Origin of the sequence: Pseudomonas sp. MEJ086, assembly GCF_030209025.1 — a bacterium.
Classification (GTDB): domain Bacteria; phylum Pseudomonadota; class Gammaproteobacteria; order Pseudomonadales; family Pseudomonadaceae; genus Aquipseudomonas; species Aquipseudomonas fulva_A.
The window spans coordinates 148,950-164,785 of the sequence record NZ_JARVSV010000016.1; the positions used below are offsets into that span (position 1 = coordinate 148,950).

15 protein-coding genes are annotated in these 15,836 nt (G+C 60.8%); 5 read left to right on the forward strand and 10 right to left on the reverse strand.

The window, feature by feature from the left end:
• Window positions 1-27 precede the first annotated feature (27 nt).
• The 3 genes from zapE to QRN22_RS11290 all read right to left on the reverse strand — a co-directional run bounded on the left by zapE (window position 28) and on the right by QRN22_RS11290 (window position 3,264).
• Window positions 28-1,122 carry a cell division protein ZapE gene (gene zapE / locus QRN22_RS11280; protein ID WP_042556345.1) on the reverse strand — a complete coding sequence of 365 codons (1,095 nt, stop codon included), beginning with the start codon at window positions 1,120-1,122 and terminating at the stop codon, window positions 28-30.
• 119 nt (window positions 1,123-1,241) lie between these two features.
• Entirely contained in the window at window positions 1,242-2,591 is a 1,350-nt protein-coding gene (locus QRN22_RS11285; RefSeq protein WP_042556344.1) for a tryptophan--tRNA ligase, read from the reverse strand.
• A gap of 43 nt (window positions 2,592-2,634) precedes the next feature.
• Window positions 2,635-3,264, reverse strand: coding sequence for an alpha/beta hydrolase (locus QRN22_RS11290; RefSeq protein WP_042556343.1), 630 nt, complete (start codon window positions 3,262-3,264; stop codon window positions 2,635-2,637).
• 130 nt (window positions 3,265-3,394) lie between these two features.
• Between QRN22_RS11290 and QRN22_RS11295 the strand changes: the two genes are divergently transcribed.
• Window positions 3,395-3,838, forward strand: coding sequence for a Z-ring associated ZapG family protein (locus tag QRN22_RS11295; protein ID WP_042556342.1), 444 nt, complete (start codon window positions 3,395-3,397; stop codon window positions 3,836-3,838).
• Between the two features lie 86 nt (window positions 3,839-3,924).
• A complete protein-coding gene (locus QRN22_RS11300; RefSeq protein ID WP_042556341.1) occupies window positions 3,925-4,566 on the forward strand; it encodes a TetR family transcriptional regulator in 642 nt (213 codons plus the stop codon).
• Window positions 4,567-5,125: 559 nt separating this feature from the next.
• Here the strand turns inward: QRN22_RS11300 and azu are convergent.
• The 7 genes from azu to QRN22_RS11335 all read right to left on the reverse strand — a co-directional run bounded on the left by azu (window position 5,126) and on the right by QRN22_RS11335 (window position 13,061).
• A complete protein-coding gene (azu, locus tag QRN22_RS11305; protein WP_042556340.1) occupies window positions 5,126-5,575 on the reverse strand; it encodes an azurin in 450 nt (149 codons plus the stop codon).
• A 992-nt stretch (window positions 5,576-6,567) separates the two neighbouring features.
• The gene (locus QRN22_RS11310; RefSeq protein ID WP_042556338.1) at window positions 6,568-7,296 is read right to left on the reverse strand and encodes an ABC transporter ATP-binding protein; all 729 of its coding nucleotides are present in this window, start codon (window positions 7,294-7,296) and stop codon (window positions 6,568-6,570) included.
• Window positions 7,293-8,165 carry an ABC transporter ATP-binding protein gene (locus QRN22_RS11315; protein WP_042556337.1) on the reverse strand — a complete coding sequence of 291 codons (873 nt, stop codon included), beginning with the start codon at window positions 8,163-8,165 and terminating at the stop codon, window positions 7,293-7,295. Before QRN22_RS11315 ends, QRN22_RS11310 begins: the two co-directional genes overlap by 4 nt.
• The gene (livM, locus tag QRN22_RS11320) at window positions 8,162-9,439 is read right to left on the reverse strand and encodes a high-affinity branched-chain amino acid ABC transporter permease LivM (protein WP_082045906.1); all 1,278 of its coding nucleotides are present in this window, start codon (window positions 9,437-9,439) and stop codon (window positions 8,162-8,164) included. Before livM ends, QRN22_RS11315 begins: the two co-directional genes overlap by 4 nt.
• A gap of 3 nt (window positions 9,440-9,442) precedes the next feature.
• Window positions 9,443-10,357, reverse strand: a complete 915-nt coding sequence (locus tag QRN22_RS11325; RefSeq protein ID WP_042556336.1) for an ABC transporter permease subunit — start codon at window positions 10,355-10,357, stop codon at window positions 9,443-9,445.
• Window positions 10,358-10,607: 250 nt separating this feature from the next.
• Complete coding sequence (locus tag QRN22_RS11330) at window positions 10,608-11,729, reverse strand: branched-chain amino acid ABC transporter substrate-binding protein (protein ID WP_042556335.1); 1,122 nt, start codon at window positions 11,727-11,729, stop codon at window positions 10,608-10,610.
• Window positions 11,730-12,170: 441 nt separating this feature from the next.
• Window positions 12,171-13,061, reverse strand: coding sequence for an MBL fold metallo-hydrolase (locus QRN22_RS11335; RefSeq protein WP_042556334.1), 891 nt, complete (start codon window positions 13,059-13,061; stop codon window positions 12,171-12,173).
• Window positions 13,062-13,484: 423 nt separating this feature from the next.
• Here QRN22_RS11335 and QRN22_RS11340 point away from each other — a divergent pair, with 423 nt between their 5' ends.
• The 3 genes from QRN22_RS11340 (at window position 13,485) to QRN22_RS11350 (ending at window position 15,332) form a co-directional block, all read left to right on the forward strand.
• A complete protein-coding gene (locus QRN22_RS11340; RefSeq protein WP_042556333.1) occupies window positions 13,485-13,967 on the forward strand; it encodes a BRO-N domain-containing protein in 483 nt (160 codons plus the stop codon).
• 107 nt (window positions 13,968-14,074) lie between these two features.
• Complete coding sequence (locus tag QRN22_RS11345; RefSeq protein ID WP_042556332.1) at window positions 14,075-14,899, forward strand: NYN domain-containing protein; 825 nt, start codon at window positions 14,075-14,077, stop codon at window positions 14,897-14,899.
• Window positions 14,900-14,981: 82 nt separating this feature from the next.
• The gene (locus QRN22_RS11350) at window positions 14,982-15,332 is read left to right on the forward strand and encodes a hypothetical protein (RefSeq protein ID WP_042556331.1); all 351 of its coding nucleotides are present in this window, start codon (window positions 14,982-14,984) and stop codon (window positions 15,330-15,332) included.
• The last annotated feature ends 504 nt before the right edge of the window (window positions 15,333-15,836 follow it).

The window sequence follows — 15,836 nt, forward strand, 5'->3', positions numbered from 1 at the left end:
GCGGGACTACGGCCTTGGCACAGCCGATCAGGGCTTGTGCGGGCGCGACAGGAACTCGTGGGACTGCATTTCCAGCAGACGGCTGAGGGTGCGCTGGAATTCGAAACTCAGGCGACCACCGGTGTACAGATCCTTGAGCTCCACTTCGGCGGAGATGATCAGTTTGACGTTACGGTCGTAGAACTCGTCCACCAGGTTGATGAAGCGGCGCGCCATGTCTTCCTTGGATACGCTCATCTGCTCGACGTTGGAGAGGATCACCGAATGGAAGATCTTGCCCAGCTCGATGTAATCGTTCTGGCTACGCGGGCCGTCGCACAGCTCGCGGAAGTCGAACCAGCCCACGTCACCACCGACACGGCGAGCGTTGATGGCGCGATTCTCGATCATCAGCGCTTCGTTTTCCTGAACGCTGGCCTTCTCGTGCAGCAGGCTCTTGAAGCTCTTCTCCAGGCTCTGCTCGGCAGCCTCGCCCAGCGGGAAGTGGAACAGCTCGGCCTGTTCCAACGCGCGCAGACGGTAATCGATACCGCTGTCGACGTTGACGATTTCGGTGTGCACCTTGAGCAGCTCGATGGCCGGCAGGAAGCGAGCACGCTGCAGGCCGTCCTTGTAGAGACCATCCGGCACGATGTTGGAGGTCGATACCAGGGTCACGCCGTTCTTGAACATTTCCTCGAGAAGGGTCGCCAGGATCATCGCGTCGGTGATGTCGGAAACGAAGAACTCATCGAAGCAGATCACTCGGAACTGCTCGGAGAAGCGCTTGCCGATCACGGTCAGCGGGTTCTTGACGTCCTTGAGGGTGCGCATCTCTTCGTGCACGCGCTTCATGAAGCGGTGGAAGTGAGTACGCTCCTTTTCCTTGAACGGCAGCGCGTCAAAGAAGGTGTCGACCAGGTAGGTCTTGCCGCGGCCGACGCCGCCCCAGAAATACAGGCCCTTGACCGGGGTAACGGTCTTCTTGCCGAACAGCTTGCCGAGCACGCCGGGCTTGCTGCGATCATCGGCGACCAGCTCGTCGTACAGACGCTGCAGGTGGCGCACGGCCTTTTCCTGAGCGGCATCGTGAAAGAAGTCCGGACGTTTGAGGTCGGCCTGGTAGCGTTCGAGCGGAGTCATAGTGCGTGAACCGGGCAAATGAAGCGGGGGCGACACTTTAACGACGCCCCCGGGGATTGGCAAATTGGCCCTATCGGCAGCGGGGCCATGGTCTCAGACCGCCCCGCTGCCGATAGGTGTCAGGCTTCTTCCGGCGCCAGTGCTTCGCGCAAACGAACGACAGCGGCTTCGGTTGCAGCCGCATCGGCGAATGCAGGACTTTCACCGGCCAACTGCTCATCCAGCCACACCCCGAAGGCATTGCCCTGCACGCGGATATCCAGCGGCTCGCCGGCCTGCAGGCGCTTGCTCACCTGCCCCGCCGCCTTGCCATCGGCGAAGGATGGCGACAGCAGCAGTTGCTCGCCATCGGCATCCAGCAGGCGGAAACGGAAGCTGCCATCTTCTTCGCGGAAGCTGACGAAGCGGGCGCGCTTGGCGGCCTTCTTCTTCACGGCGTCCGTGCTGGCCGCCTGGCTGCGGAACGAGCGCAGGCCGACCGCCTCGCGCAGCTCACCGAGGAACGGCGTGGCGATACGCCGGGCCTTGGCGGCGCCAGCCAGCAGAATGTCTTCGAGATCGGCAGGGCGGGCGATCAGCGTGTGATAGCGCTCGCGCGCCTCGCCCAACTCGGCCTCCAGCAACTCATAAAGCGCCTGCTTGGCTTCCCCCCAGGCCAGGCCGCCGAGCAGCGCGGCGCGGAAATCGGCCTGCTGGGTCGGTGCGGCGAAGGCCTGGTAGAGGGTGAACAGGTGCGAATTGTCCGGGTCCTTCGCCTCGCCGGGCAGCTTGGAGTCGGTAACGATGCGCGCCACGGCATCCTTCAACTGCTTGGAGCTGGAGAACAGTGGAATGGTGTTGTCGTAGCTCTTCGACATCTTGCGGCCGTCCAGGCCCGGCAGGGTAGCCACATCTTCTTCGATCACCGCCTCGGGCAGCTTGAACAGATCCTTGCCCTGGCCGAACAGGTGATTGAAGCGCTGACCGATATCACGGGCCATTTCCACGTGCTGGATCTGGTCGCGACCGACCGGCACCTTCAGGGCATTGAACAGCAGAATGTCCGCCGCCATCAGCACCGGGTAGCTGAACAGGCCCATGGTCACGCCGGCATCCGGGTCTTCACCCTGCTCGACGTTCTTGTCGACCGAGGCCTTGTAGGCGTGCGCACGGTTGAGCAGGCCCTTGCCGGCCACGCAGGTCAGCAGCCAGCACAGCTCGGTGATTTCCGGAATATCGGACTGGCGGTAGAAGGTCGCCCTGTCGGTATCCAGGCCCAACGCCAGCCAGGTGGCCGCGATTTCCAGGCGCGAACGCTGGATGCGCGACGGGTCATCGCACTTGATCAGCGCGTGGTAGTCGGCGAGGAAGTAGAAGGAGTCCGCGTCGGGGCTGCGACTGGCGACGATGGCCGGGCGAATTGCCCCTGCGTAGTTGCCCAGGTGCGGCGTGCCAGTGGTGGTGATGCCGGTAAGAATACGAGTGGTCATGACGATCGCTTAAACAGGAGGTAGGCGGCTGACGGATGCGTCCTCAGAGGCGAGGCAGCAGCAGGTCTTTCAGATCGGTCAGTTTGCCGTGGAAGAAGTGCCCGCATTCTGCCACTTTCAGCAGCTCGTGGGCACGCCCGAGGTTGGCCGACCAGTCGTACACGAGCTGCGGCTCGAGCACTTCGTCGGCATCCGGCTGGATCACCACCATCGGGCAGCGCTCGGCAGGCGAGTTGTCGCCGCTCAGGCGCATTACAGCCGGGGCGATCATGAACAGCTTCGCAGGCTCGATGCCCTGCTGCTCCAGACGGCCACCAAGGCTGGCGGCGACGAAACCGCCGAAGGAAAATCCCAGCAGGGTCAGTGGCAACTCGGGATAGCGCTCGCGCAGCCAGTGGGCGACGGCTTCGGCGTCATCGACCTCACCACTGCCCATGTCATGGCTACCTGCACTGGCCCCCACACCGCGGTAGTTGAAACGCAGGGTGTGATAGCCGGCATCACGAGCCGTGCGCTGCAGGGTCGACACCACCTTGTTGAGCATGGTGCCGCCCTGCACCGGATTGGGGTGGCAGATCAGCGCGACGCCACGCGCCTCTTCCACCTGCAGAGAAAGGGCCTCAAGCTGGCCGCTCGGGCCATCGATCATTACGGGGGTTTCGCGGATGAGCAACAGTGAACTCCGTGACCTCGAACAGGGTCGACTCGTCTAGCATTTAACCTGCTCGCACCAGCACTTAGCGGTGTACAGCGCAGGTTCCAGCCGTTAACGTAAAGCAAAGCCGTTTAGAGAGGAAGGACTCGTGGAACAGACGCTCACCGCCTGGTTGCTACCGGCACTTACCCTGGTCGCTGGCATCGCCATCGGTTTCCTGATCGCACGCCTTGCGCCCAATGCAGCGCCTAGCCGCACCCAGCGCCAGCTGGACGACATGCAGGAACGTTTCGAGGCCTACCAGAGCGAAGTGGTCACCCACTTCAACACCACCGCAAATCTGGTCAAGAAACTGACCCAGAGCTATCACGACGTTCAGGAGCACCTGTCCCACGGCGCCGATCGCCTGGCCCTCGACGAAGTGACGCGCCAGCGCCTGCTCGCCACCCTGCACGCAGAGCCGAGCAGCAGCGACAAGCGCGAACGCCTGACGCCGCCGCGCGACATGGAAATCCCCAAGGACTACGCCCCCAAGAGTGCCGACGTTCCCGGCATGCTCGACGAGGGCTACGGCCTGAAAAATCGTCACTGATGGCGTGACGCGAGCAATCCAAACCCCGCCGCATGGCGGGGTTTTGCTTTACGATTCCGAATCGAGCTGAACAGGGAAGCGATTCGATGGCAGCAAACGGTTCACACCACCCTACCCGCCAGGCGCTGATGGATGCAGCCCGTCAACTGCTGGACAGCGGCCGCGCCTTCAGCAGCCTCAGCCTGCGCGAAGTGACACGTGTCGCCGGTATCGTACCGACCGGCTTCTACCGGCACTTCAAGGACATGGACGCCCTGGGCCTCGCCCTGGTGGCCGAAGTCGGCGAAACCTTTCGCATCACCCTGCGTCAGGTACGGCGCAACGAATTCGAGCTGGGCGGCATCATCGACGCCTCGGTGCAGATCTTTCTCAGCGCCGTGGAGCAGAACCGTGGCCAGTTCCTTTTTCTTGCCCGCGAGCAGTTCGGCGGCTCGCTGCCCGTGCGCCTGGCACTGGCCACCTTCCGTGAAGACATCGCCGCCGACCTGGCCAGCGATCTGAGCCTGATGCCCAAGCTGCAGCACCTCGACGAGCCTGCCCGCAGCATGCTGGCGGATCTGGTGGTGAAAACCGTGTTCGCCACCCTGCCGGAACTGATCGATGCGCAGTCCTCTTCTCTGCCCCTGCACAAGCGCCCGCAGACCAAGATGATCGAGCAATTGCGCTTCATCCTGATCGGCGCCAAACGCTGGCGCGGGCTGGGCCTCAACGACTCCGCAGAAGACTGAACCGGTACCTACCGCGATTGGCTGAAAAAACATCAGCCTGCGGCAGGCCTGACAGCCAGTGGGCTGCGTCAGGCTACTCCCACTTTATCCACAGCTTGCTCCACAGCTGGCGTGGATAACCTTCTACTCATCGGTCGATGGCTTTATTCAACCCACTGAAATCTTTGAAGTATTTCTTGACTTCGGCGGGCCTTCGCTCAGTTTTTTCCAGCTACCTCGCAACTGATCAGATAATGACCACCCACCTACAGGACACGTATTCCGGGGCCTGCAGACAGGCATGCTCATCTTATCCACAGCCCTGCCCACAGTAGTCGTGGACAATCTGGCGCAGGCCTCATAACCCACCACAACCCACTGTTTTGATTGGATAAATCGCCTGATCAAAAAAAGCGCTAAACGCCACAACCCAGGTTCAGGCTGCTCTACGCGCAGTTGTTAACACCTTCGAAACAAGCTTATCAACAGGCTTTGTGTGTAAGTCTGCGACAGGGATATCTTTTACACAGATGCAAAAAGGCCGCTGACGAAGCAGCGGCCCTTGCCGTGACCCGGATGCCTAGTCGACCAGGGTCAGCGCCCCCTTCATCAGCGCCGCGTGGCCTGGGAACGAGCAGAAGAACTGGTAGCTTTGCGCGGCGTCCAGCTTGCTGACGTCGAAGGTCACCGAATCGGACTCGCCACCGCCGATCAGCTTGGTATGCGCGATCACCCGCTCGTCGCCGTCCTTCAGGTAACCCTTCTCGACACCGGCAGCGATTGCATCGGTGCTGACGGCCTGAACGTCAGCGGTTTTCGCCACTACCAGGTTGTGCCCCATTATGTGCTTGGGCAGATTGCCGACGTGCTTGAGCTCGATGGTGAAGGTCTTGCAGCTCTTGCTTACCTCGATCGCCTTGGTATCGAAGGTCATCTGGTCGGTGGAGTGCACTTCCACCGAACACTCGGCAGCCAACAACGGAGCACTGGCGAGAACCAGCACGGAGGCGACGACAAACTTGCGAATCATGGGAGTCTCCTAGGCAGTGAATAAGTGCAGCGTGCCCTATCGCGCCGCGCTTGCCCATGACCTGAGGCAACAGACCGCAGCGTCATCCGTAAAACCTATCGACACGATCCAGACAAACATGCGGCCAGAACACCAGTGCAGGCTTACTCTGGGGCCCTGTTCGAGAGGAGACACGCCATGACCCTGATGGATAGCCTGCAACAGTGGTTCGCCGTTTATGCACAGGGCGCCACGGGTACCTGAGCGACGAGTGAGATCGCGTTGCGGGATAAATCGCATCGCCGGCAAGCCGGCTCCTACGGGACCGTAGTCAGTCTCGGTGCGTGGGGCCGTTTGCGGGCGATAGTGGTGGCGGCCAGCATCGTGTTGCGGGATAAATTGCATCGCCGGCGAGCCGGCTCCTACGGGACCGAGGTTAGTCTCGATGCGTGGGGCCCGTTTGCGGGCGATAGTGGTGGCGGCCAGCATCGTGTCGCGGGATAAATCGCATCGCCGGCAAGCCGGCTCCTACGGGACCGAGGTTAGTCTCGGTGCGTGGGGGCCGCTTGCGGGGGATAGTGGTGGCGGCCAGCACTGCGGCGCGGGAGAAATCGAATCGCCGGCGAGCCGGCTCCTACGGGACCGTGGTTAGTCTCGGTGCGTGGGGGCCGCTTGCGGGCGATGGTGGTGCCGGCCAGCATCGTGTCGCGGGAGCAATCGCATCGCCGGCGAGCCGGCTCCTACGGGATCGTGGTCAGTCTCGGTGCGTGGGGCCGTTTGCGGGCGATAGTGGTGGCGGCCAGCATCGTGTCGCGGGAACAATCGCATCGCCGGCGAGCCGGCTCCTACGGGACCGTGGTCAGTCTCGGTGCGTGGGGCCGTTTGCGGGCGATAGTGGTGGCGGCCAGCATCGTGTCGCGGGAGAAATCGTATCGCCGGCGAGCCGGCTCCTACGGGACCGAGGTCAGTCTCGATACGTAGGAGCCCGCTTGCGGGCGATAAAGGTGCAGGCGTTAGTGCCCGCCCAGGTAGGCGTTGCGCACTTCCTGGTTGCCGAGCAGTTCCTGCCCCGTGCCGGTCATGCGGATTTCGCCGGTGACCATCACGTAGGCACGGTCGCTGAGGCGCAAGGCGTGGTTGGCGTTCTGTTCGACCAGGAAGATGGTCATGCCGGTCTGCGCCAGCTCGCGCAGGGTGGCGAAGATCTGCTTGACCACGATGGGCGCCAGGCCCAGCGACGGCTCGTCGAGCAGCAGCAGCTTGGGTCGGCTCATCAGCGCCCGGGCGATGGCCAGCATCTGCTGCTCGCCACCGGACATGGTCATCGCCCGCTGATTACGCCGCTCCTTGAGCCGCGGGAACAGCTCGAACATCCGCTGCATGTCCTCGGCGGCATGCTTGGTGCCGATGGGGATGGTGCCCATCAGCAGGTTCTCTTCCACGCTCATGTCGGGAAACACCCGGCGCCCTTCCGGGGACTGGGCGATTCCGTTGGAGGCCACGAAGTGAGTGCTCTTGCGGGTGATGTCTTCCCCCTGATAGAGAATCTGCCCGCCACTGGCCCGCGGCTGGCCGAAGATCGACATCAGCAGCGTCGACTTGCCCGCACCGTTGGCACCGATCAGGCTCACCGTCTCGCCTGGATCGATGTGCAGGTTGACCTTCTTCAGCGCCTGGATCTGCCCGTAATGCACGTCGACGTCCTTGAACGCCAGAATCGGAGCCACGTTGATATCGGTCATGCCACCTCCTCCTCGTCCGCGCCGAGGTAGGCGGCGATCACTTTCGGGTCGTTCTTGATGGCGTCTGGGCCGCCCTGGGCGATGACCAGCCCGTGGTCGAGCACGATGATGTGGTCGGAAATGCTCATCACCATGCCCATGTCGTGCTCGATCAGCAGCACGGTCAGACCATGTTCATCACGCAGCAGGCGGATGATCTTGCTCAGCGCGTGAGTTTCCGACGGGTTGAGGCCGGCGGCCGGTTCATCCAGGCAGATCAGCTCGGGGCCGGTGCACATGGCCCGGGCGATTTCCAGGCGACGCTGCTGGCCGTAGGAGAGCTCGCCGGCCAGGTGATTGGCGTGCTCGACCAGGTTCACCACCTCCAGCCAGTAGAATGCCGTGTCCAGCAGCTTGCTTTCGCTGCGCCGGTAGCCGGGGGTGTTGAGGATGCCAGCGATCAGGCTGCGCTGGGCGAGCATGTGCTGGGCCACCAGCAGGTTCTCCAGCACGGTCATTTCCTTGAACAGGCGAATGTTCTGAAAGGTCCGTGCCAGGCCGGCGCGGTTGACCAGGTGGGTGCCGCCGAACATCTTGTACCAGAGCCGGGAACCGAACTGCCGAGGCTTGATGAAATCGTCCGCGGCGAAGGGCTCGCCGAGGATGCGGATCACGTCGGTCTGCTTGCTCTGCGCATTGAGCAGGATCTTGCCGCCAGTGGCCGAATAGAAGCCGGTCAGGCAGTTGAACACCGTGGTCTTGCCGGCGCCATTGGGGCCGATCAGCGCCGAGATCGAGTTACGTTTGATGGAGAAGTTGACGTCGTTGAGCGCCTTGATGCCACCGAAATGCATCATCAGGCTGTCGACCGAGAGGATGTTGTCGCTCATGGCGCGACTCCTTTACGCGGGGCGATGCCGATGCGGTTGATGCGGATCAGCCCGCGTGGCCGCCAGATCATCATCACCACCATGAGAATGCCGAACAGCAGCACCCGGTAGTCGGCGAAGCTGCGCAGCAGTTCCGGGGTGATGGTCAGCACGAAGGCGGCGATCACCACCCCCACCGTCGAACCCATGCCGCCGAGTACCACGATGGCGAGAATCAGTGCCGACTCGAAGAAGGTGAACGAGGTCGGGTTGACGAAGCCCTGATAGGTGGCGAAGAACACCCCGGCGATACCGGCGGTGGATGCCCCCAGGGTGAAGGCCGAGAGCTTGACCAGCACGTGGTTCAGACCCATGGAGCGGCAGGCGATTTCATCCTCGCGCAGCGCTTCCCAGGCGCGACCGACCGGCATGCGCGTGAGGCGGTGCTTGACGTACAGCACCAGCAGCACGACCAGCACCAGCACCGCATAGATGAACAGGAACTTCATGTTGGGGTTGTAGGCCACGCCAAAGAACTCGTGGTACGGCACGCCACCGTCCTTGGCACGACGGGCGAATTCCAGACCGAAGAAGGTCGGTGCCGGCGCGCTCATGCCGTTGGGGCCACCGGTGAGTTCCAGCCAGTTGGTCAGCACCAGGCGGATGATTTCGCCAAAGCCCAGCGTGACGATGGCCAGGTAATCCCCGTGCATGCGCAACACCGGAAAGCCCAGTATCGTCCCGGCGAAGGCCGCCATCAGCGCCGCCAGCGGCAACATGCTCCAGAAGCCCAGGCCCAGGTACTCATAGCCCATGGTCAGGCCGTAGGCACCGATGGCGTAGAAGCCGACGAAGCCCAGATCGAGCAGCCCGGCGAGGCCGACCACGATGTTCAGGCCCAGGCCGAGCAACACGTAGATCAGGCCGAGGATGATCACCGTCAGCAGGTACTTGTTGGCGAAGAACGGGAAGATGATCGCCAGCACGATCAGCGCCGGGATGATCCAGCGCATCCGCGACACGTAGCCCGGTGGCTGCACGCCGACGCCACCGCCGGAGCGCTCGAAGCCCTCCAGCACCGTGCGCCCCTTGCCTGTCTGCAGGAACAGGCTGAGCAGCAGGCGGCCGACCATCACCGCACCGACCATCCACGCCACGCGGTCGATCCGCATGTTGAAGTCATACCCCTGCAGCACCACGCCGACCACGGGGCCAAACACGATGAGCGCGATCAGGCCAGCCATCAGGCTGTCGATCAGGCTCTTTTTCACATCGATAGAAGAAGTCGTACTCACGGCTTACACCTTGGTTACCTGAGGACGGCCCAGCAGGCCCTGGGGACGGAAGATCAGGATCAGCACCAGCAGCGAGAAACTGAACACGTCCTTGTAATCGGAATTCACCATGCCGGAGAACTGCGCCTCGGCCACGCCGAGAATCAGCCCGCCGAGCATCGCACCGGGCAACGAACCGATGCCGCCGAGCACCGCTGCGGTGAAGGCCTTGATGCCGATGATGAAGCCGGCGTAGAAATCGAAGGTGCCGTAGTTGAGGGTGATCAGCACCCCGGCCAGCGCGCCCATGGAAGCGCCGATGACGAACACGTAGGAAATCACCCGGTCGGTGTTGATACCGAGGATCTGTGCCATCTTGCGGTCCTGCTGAGTGGCGCGGCACATGCGCCCCAGGCGGGTGTTCTGGATGATGAAGGTCAGCGCCAGCATGCCGATGATGGCCGCCGCGATGATGAACAGCTTGGTGTAGGTGATCATCACGTAACCGTCACCCACGTGCAGGCGCAGCGCGCCTTCGAGCATGGTCGGAATACCCTGCTGCCGCGCGCCCTGGCTGAGCTGCACGTAGTTCTGCAGGATCAGCGACATGCCGATGGCGCTGATCAGCGGCGCCAGCCGTGTGGAGTTGCGCAGGGGCTTGTAGGCGATCCGTTCGATGGCGAAGCCGTACACCCCGGTGACCACGATGGTGAAAACCAGCGTGCCGAGGATCACCAGCGGGAAGGAATGCACACCGAAGAAACCGAGTAGCGCGATGGCAATGGCCGCCAGGTAGGCGGAGACCATGTACACCTCGCCGTGGGCGAAGTTGATCATGCCGATGATGCCGTAAACCATGGTGTAGCCGATGGCGATCAGACCGTAGACCGAACCGAGGGTCAGGCCGTTGACCAGTTGCTGCAGGAAGATGCCGTCCATTGAAGAATCTCTGAGTCAGTGACGGAAAAAAGCGCGCAGCCGCCAGGCGACCGCAGCAGCCCCGGCAGGCCATGACCCACCGGGTTTGGAGTTGTGTTCACGGTCTTCGAGATAGACGTAGGGTGGATGACGCTCTTTTCATCCACCATTGCGATCGCAAGACGGTGGACGGGTGAAGCGACGTCCACCCTACGAAAGGCCGCTTTCGCTTTGCCTGGTTCTGCTATGCCGGCCGTGAACGGACTCTCTCTCAAAGCTGCTTGTATTTGCCGTCAGTGCCCCACTGATACATCACGTAGTCGGAGACCTTCAGATCGCCCTTCTCGTCGAATTCCTTCTTGCCCATCACTGTCTGCACCGGGTTGGCCTTCAACCAGGCAGCGGCTTCGGCGCCATCGGTGCCCTTGATACCGGCGAAGGCCGCGGCGACCACCTGCATGGAGGCGTAGGAGTACAGCGTGTACCCTTCCGGCTCGTAGCCATTGCCACGGAATTTCTCGATCACTGCCTTGCCATCCGGGATCAGACGCGGATCGGCGCCAAAGGTCATCAGCACGCCATCGACGTACTGCGGGCCGCCAGCGGTGCCAACCATCTCATCGGTCACGATGCCGTCGCCGGAGACGAACTTGGCGGTCACGCCCTGCTCGCGCATCTGCCGTACCAGCGGGCCTGCCTCGGCGTGCAGGCCACCGAAGTAAACGACCTCGGCACCGCTCGCACGGATCTTGGTGACCAGAGCGTTGAAGTCCTTCTCGCCGCGGGTCAGGCCTTCGTACATCACTTCCTTCACGCCACGCTTGTTGAGCTGCGCGCGGGTGGCGTCGGCCAGGCCCTGGCCGTAGGTGTCCTTGTCGTGCACCACGGCGACCTTCTTGGCCTTGAGCGTGTCGACGATGTAATCACCGGCGACGATCCCCTGCTGATCATCGCGGCCGCACATGCGGAACATCGCGGACAGGCCACGCTCGGTGACCTGTGGGTTGGTCGAAGCCGGGGTGATGGCGAGAATGCCCGCCTCGTCATACACCTCGGAAGCCGGCATGGTGGAGGACGAGCAGAAATGCCCGATCACCGCCACCACCTTGTCGGAGTCGACCATGCGGTTGGCAACGGACACGGCCTGCTTCGGCTCACACGCATCGTCGCCCTTGACCAGCTTGATCTGCTCGCCATTGATACCGCCCGCCGCGTTGATATCCGCCGCCGCCTGCTCGGCGCCACGCCACAACTGATCACCGAAAGCCGCGTTGCCGCCGGTCATGGGAGCGCCCACGCCTATGACGATATCGGCATGCGCAATAGAGGAAAAACCCAGTGCGCCGGTAACCGCAAGCGCCAGGAAAGCTTTCTGAAAAGACTTGTGAGGCATGGACGTGCTCCTGAGGAGTTTTAGGATTGGCCCTCCTGCAAGAGCAAGCCCTATGCCACTTCCACGTCCGACGGCCGAAGGTATAACTGAAATGCGTGCAGGGAATGCCCAACGGCATAAGCTTGGAGAGTCGTTCCAAGGAATGCGTCATTTTCGATTAAAAAGGCGCCACGATCGCCGCAGACCGCTACCAACTGCGCACCTCAACCGAGCAAGGCATCGTCCAGGCTGGTGCAACAATCCGAAACACCGGGTTTATAAGTGCACGGTTGGTGGGGGTCAGCTGGGATCGTGTTTGGGAGGTCGGAGGTTGATTCCAGAGCGGTCGCCATACCGGTGGGGGTTGCGATGGGGAGAAGTCGTTCGTTGTAACCGGTAACAACACGAAATCGCCCTGCACCGTTGCCGGGCAGGGCGATTTCATTTCGGTTCAGGTGAGGCTTATTGCGGCCACTTCACCTCACCCTTGATGACCTGGGCGCTCAATTCGAGGGACGACTCTTCTGCCAGATCCGGGTAGCGCTTGCGCATCGCGGCGATCAGATGCACGGAGTCCGGCGCGCGCTTCACCTCCTGCTCGAAGGCCAGCAAATAGTCGCGGGTCGCGCTGACGGTCTGCGGCGAGTGAGGAACGCTGCCATCGGCATTGTGCAGGTAATGGCCCGGTACCACCTTGTGCGGCTTCAATGCGGTGATGGCGTCCAGGGTGCCCAGCCAGTCGCGGCGCGATTGCTCGGTCTGGGTATCGGCCAGCCACACATGGATATTGGCCGAGACCGGAATGCCGCCCACCACGGTCTTCAGCGACGGGATCCACACGAAGGTACGCTTCGGCTCCGGCCCACGAATCTCCAGCACCTGACCGTCCACCGTCAGCTTCGGCTCGCTCAGCGCCTGCGGCACCAGCAGAGCCTTCGGCGCGTTGTCCTTGAGGATCGGCCCCCAATGCGCCAGCTTGCTGTCCTTGTTCGCCTCGATGGCCGCCACGGTTTCGGCGGTGGCAACGATCTTCGCGTCCGGGAAGGCGCGGTGGATCACATCCAGGCCAAAGTAGTAATCCGGGTCACTGTGGCTGATATAGACGGTGGTCAGCTTCTTGCCCGTGGCACGCACCTTCTCGACCAGCGCCTGCGCATCGTTGTTCTGGAACTGCGCATCGATCAACACCGCCTCGGTCGGCCCGGAAACGATCTGCGACGACACCGGAAAAACCGAACGCTCGCCCGGGTTGTACAACTCCAGCTTCAACGGCTCGGCCGCCAACGCATGGCCAGCCATGGACAGCACGACACTACCGAACAAAAAAGGACGCAACAGACGCAGAGCACTCATGGCATAGCCTCGGAGAGAAAGATTCCGGGCCATCATAGGGTGACGGATTGATTCGAAATACGGCCTTATCTGCAATGGTTTGTTGCTCGAATCGATCCAATAAACCAAACGCCAGTACCCTGCGTACCGCTTGCCTCGCCCGCGTTGCGCCCCTATCCTGCATCGGCCACGGTCAATCCCGTGGCCGGGTTTGACAGCTCGACACTCGGCGCGATGTGCCAACCGGTGCATGCGAGAACGGCGTTCGTTCTTGCAGGCCGGCCTTTGCATGCAGTTTGCACTGCTCCGCTCTATGGCAGATCGCGTGGGGAGATCCTCGTGGTCTGCCGGCTTCCGAGTCCGGTCTGTCAACCCTGCGCGGTCTGCCTCCATTCGGTTGACAGCGATCGAGGCAGCTCCTGAACCCAACTCGGAGCCTTCACGATGCGTGACGCATTCATCCCCACTGTGTTCATACGCCATAACAAGCCACTACGCGCGATTCTAATCGACCGCCAACCCTGGTTCGTCGCCAGTGATGTCGGCCGCCTGCTCGGCCAGCGCCACGCCGAGCGCCTATGCCGGCGCATGGATCCGGAGCAGATTCGCTCCACGTACCTACGCCATGCCAGCGGCAGCGAAGAGCCCGTACAGGTCATCGATCAGGCCGGGCTGTACAAGGCGCTGTACCGTTTCATGCACCCTGAGCACCGCAACCTCAGCCGCTGGTTCAGTCAGGACGTCATCCCCCAGTTGCACGATCTGGCACAAGCGCAGCACGCGGCGCCAAGGCGCGTGCAAATGAACTGGCAAGGCGCACACATCGGCATGCTCGACTGGCAAGGTGAACTCTGGGTTCGCCTCCAGCAGTTGCCCACCCTTGCGAATTGGCAAGAAGCGCCAGTACGGCGACGTTGGTTCGGCTAAACGAACACACGGCGGTGGCTGCTGGTTAGACGAAGAGCCAGCACTGAACAGTGGCGCACCGCCAATATTTCGCAGTAATGTCGGCCATCGCCTTTCAAGGAAGAACCATGGCCAGCAAGAACGCGCCTGCCGCCCACCAAAAACACCTCGCCGTCCTGATCGACGCCGACAACGCCCCCGCCGCCATCGTCGAAGGCCTCTTCGAAGAAATCGCCAAATACGGCGTCGCCAGCGTCAAACGCATCTACGGTGACTGGACACTGCCCAACTTGGGCAGTTGGAAGAAGGTGCTGCTCGACCACTCCATCCAGCCGATCCAGCAATTCGCCTACACCAAAGGCAAGAACGCTACCGACAGCTCCCTAATCATCGACGCTATGGATCTGCTGTATACCCGACGGTTCGACGGGTTTTGCTTGGTCTCCAGCGACAGCGACTTTACTCGTCTGGCTGCGCGTATTCGCGAAGAAGGTCTGGAGGTAATAGGTTTCGGTGAACACAAAACGCCCAAACCATTTGTCTCAGCCTGCGACAAGTTCATCTACACCGAATTGCTCCGCAATGACGTGACCGAAGCGGAAAACCTGGCGCCGGCCATCGCAGAGCCACCAGAACCCAAATTGGCAGCAAGCGACTCAGCATCATCAGAGACAGGAAATACAGAGACAACTCCACCTAAAATTCCGGTGAAACTGATAAGCAAAGTTATTGATGATATTTCAGATGAGGAAGGCTGGGTATTTATGGCCTCACTGGGCGAGAACCTTCGCAAACTGAAATCCGATTTCGATCCACGCTTATATGGTTTCAAGAAACTCACCGAACTGATTAAGGCACGCAATGGGCAGTTCGAACTCCAAGAGCGCGGCATAACGGCAACAGGAGGAAAAGTGCTATATGTAAGAAATCGCAAACCCTCATTTCGACAGTGAATCGAAAGAGCCCAAAACCGAACGTACATGATGTATAGCATACATCGAAAACAGCTTAACCATTGGAGACGCGAACAAAACAATGAAATCAATAATTGCAATATTTATATTGATTTACTGCAACCAAACATTAGCCACAGACGACAGAATCGAACAATTCGAGAACACTCGCACAGAAGAGCTATTTCAGGCGTTAGAGCTACAAAAATCTGCCGCGGAAAACTTAAAAGAAAAACAAACTAACGCGCCAGTCCATGCTTACAAACTAGCACTATCGCGAATATTGATGGCATGGGAGTTGAGTGGCAACGACGAGACAAAGAAAATTCAAATTGAAGAACAGAGCTGCTCACTCATTAGAAAGGCAGCGGAGGAGGGTTTCCATGTAGCGGCGGTAACGCAGCTCTCTCTGCGACTCACTTTTAGAGGTTGAGCTAACACGAGAAAAGCGAGATAACGCAGTACAGCTTCTATTTAGATCACTAAAAAAGAAGGATCAATGGATAGAGCACTACCCAATACAAATTTACTCCCACCAAGCAAGGTGCTTTAAAACTGACATAAACAAACGAATAGCAGCCCAAACATATGAGCAGGTTATGGCCGAAGCCTACGAGCTTGCCTATCGCTTCGAATCTGACCCCAAGCAAAAAAATATATATCTTCGAAAAGCTCTAGAATTAAATTGCGAGACACTGAGGTCAGAAAACATCGGGGCGGAAGGCGCATAAAACAGTGCAACGCGCAATATGGATTACCGCCCGCAAGATGGATTAGTAGTAGGGAGATCGGTTCGCGGGCATGGCCCGCTCCCACGAACGGCGCTGGCGGGTAGGTAGGGTGGACAACGCGAAGCTTGTCCACCACGGAACTCAACGCAACACATCGGGCATACGCCACTCGCCCCTTCAGGAGGCCGAACGGAATCGTTGTGTAG

What these genes read in the sequence shown, in the direction of transcription:
- QRN22_RS11330 (WP_042556335.1), bottom strand. Translation starts at nt 11,729, where the DNA reads ATGCCTCACAAGTCTTTTCAGAAAGCTTTCCTGGCGCTTGCGGTTACC.
- QRN22_RS11300 (WP_042556341.1), top strand. Translation starts at nt 3,925, where the DNA reads ATGGCAGCAAACGGTTCACACCACCCTACCCGCCAGGCGCTGATGGAT.
- QRN22_RS11340 (WP_042556333.1), top strand. Translation starts at nt 13,485, where the DNA reads ATGCGTGACGCATTCATCCCCACTGTGTTCATACGCCATAACAAGCCA.
- QRN22_RS11315 (WP_042556337.1), bottom strand. Translation starts at nt 8,165, where the DNA reads ATGAGCGACAACATCCTCTCGGTCGACAGCCTGATGATGCATTTCGGT.
- QRN22_RS11310 (WP_042556338.1), bottom strand. Translation starts at nt 7,296, where the DNA reads ATGACCGATATCAACGTGGCTCCGATTCTGGCGTTCAAGGACGTCGAC.
- zapE (WP_042556345.1), bottom strand. Translation starts at nt 1,122, where the DNA reads ATGACTCCGCTCGAACGCTACCAGGCCGACCTCAAACGTCCGGACTTC.
- QRN22_RS11345 (WP_042556332.1), top strand. Translation starts at nt 14,075, where the DNA reads ATGGCCAGCAAGAACGCGCCTGCCGCCCACCAAAAACACCTCGCCGTC.
- QRN22_RS11325 (WP_042556336.1), bottom strand. Translation starts at nt 10,357, where the DNA reads ATGGACGGCATCTTCCTGCAGCAACTGGTCAACGGCCTGACCCTCGGT.
- QRN22_RS11335 (WP_042556334.1), bottom strand. Translation starts at nt 13,061, where the DNA reads ATGAGTGCTCTGCGTCTGTTGCGTCCTTTTTTGTTCGGTAGTGTCGTG.
- QRN22_RS11285 (WP_042556344.1), bottom strand. Translation starts at nt 2,591, where the DNA reads ATGACCACTCGTATTCTTACCGGCATCACCACCACTGGCACGCCGCAC.
- QRN22_RS11350 (WP_042556331.1), top strand. Translation starts at nt 14,982, where the DNA reads ATGAAATCAATAATTGCAATATTTATATTGATTTACTGCAACCAAACA.
- azu (WP_042556340.1), bottom strand. Translation starts at nt 5,575, where the DNA reads ATGATTCGCAAGTTTGTCGTCGCCTCCGTGCTGGTTCTCGCCAGTGCT.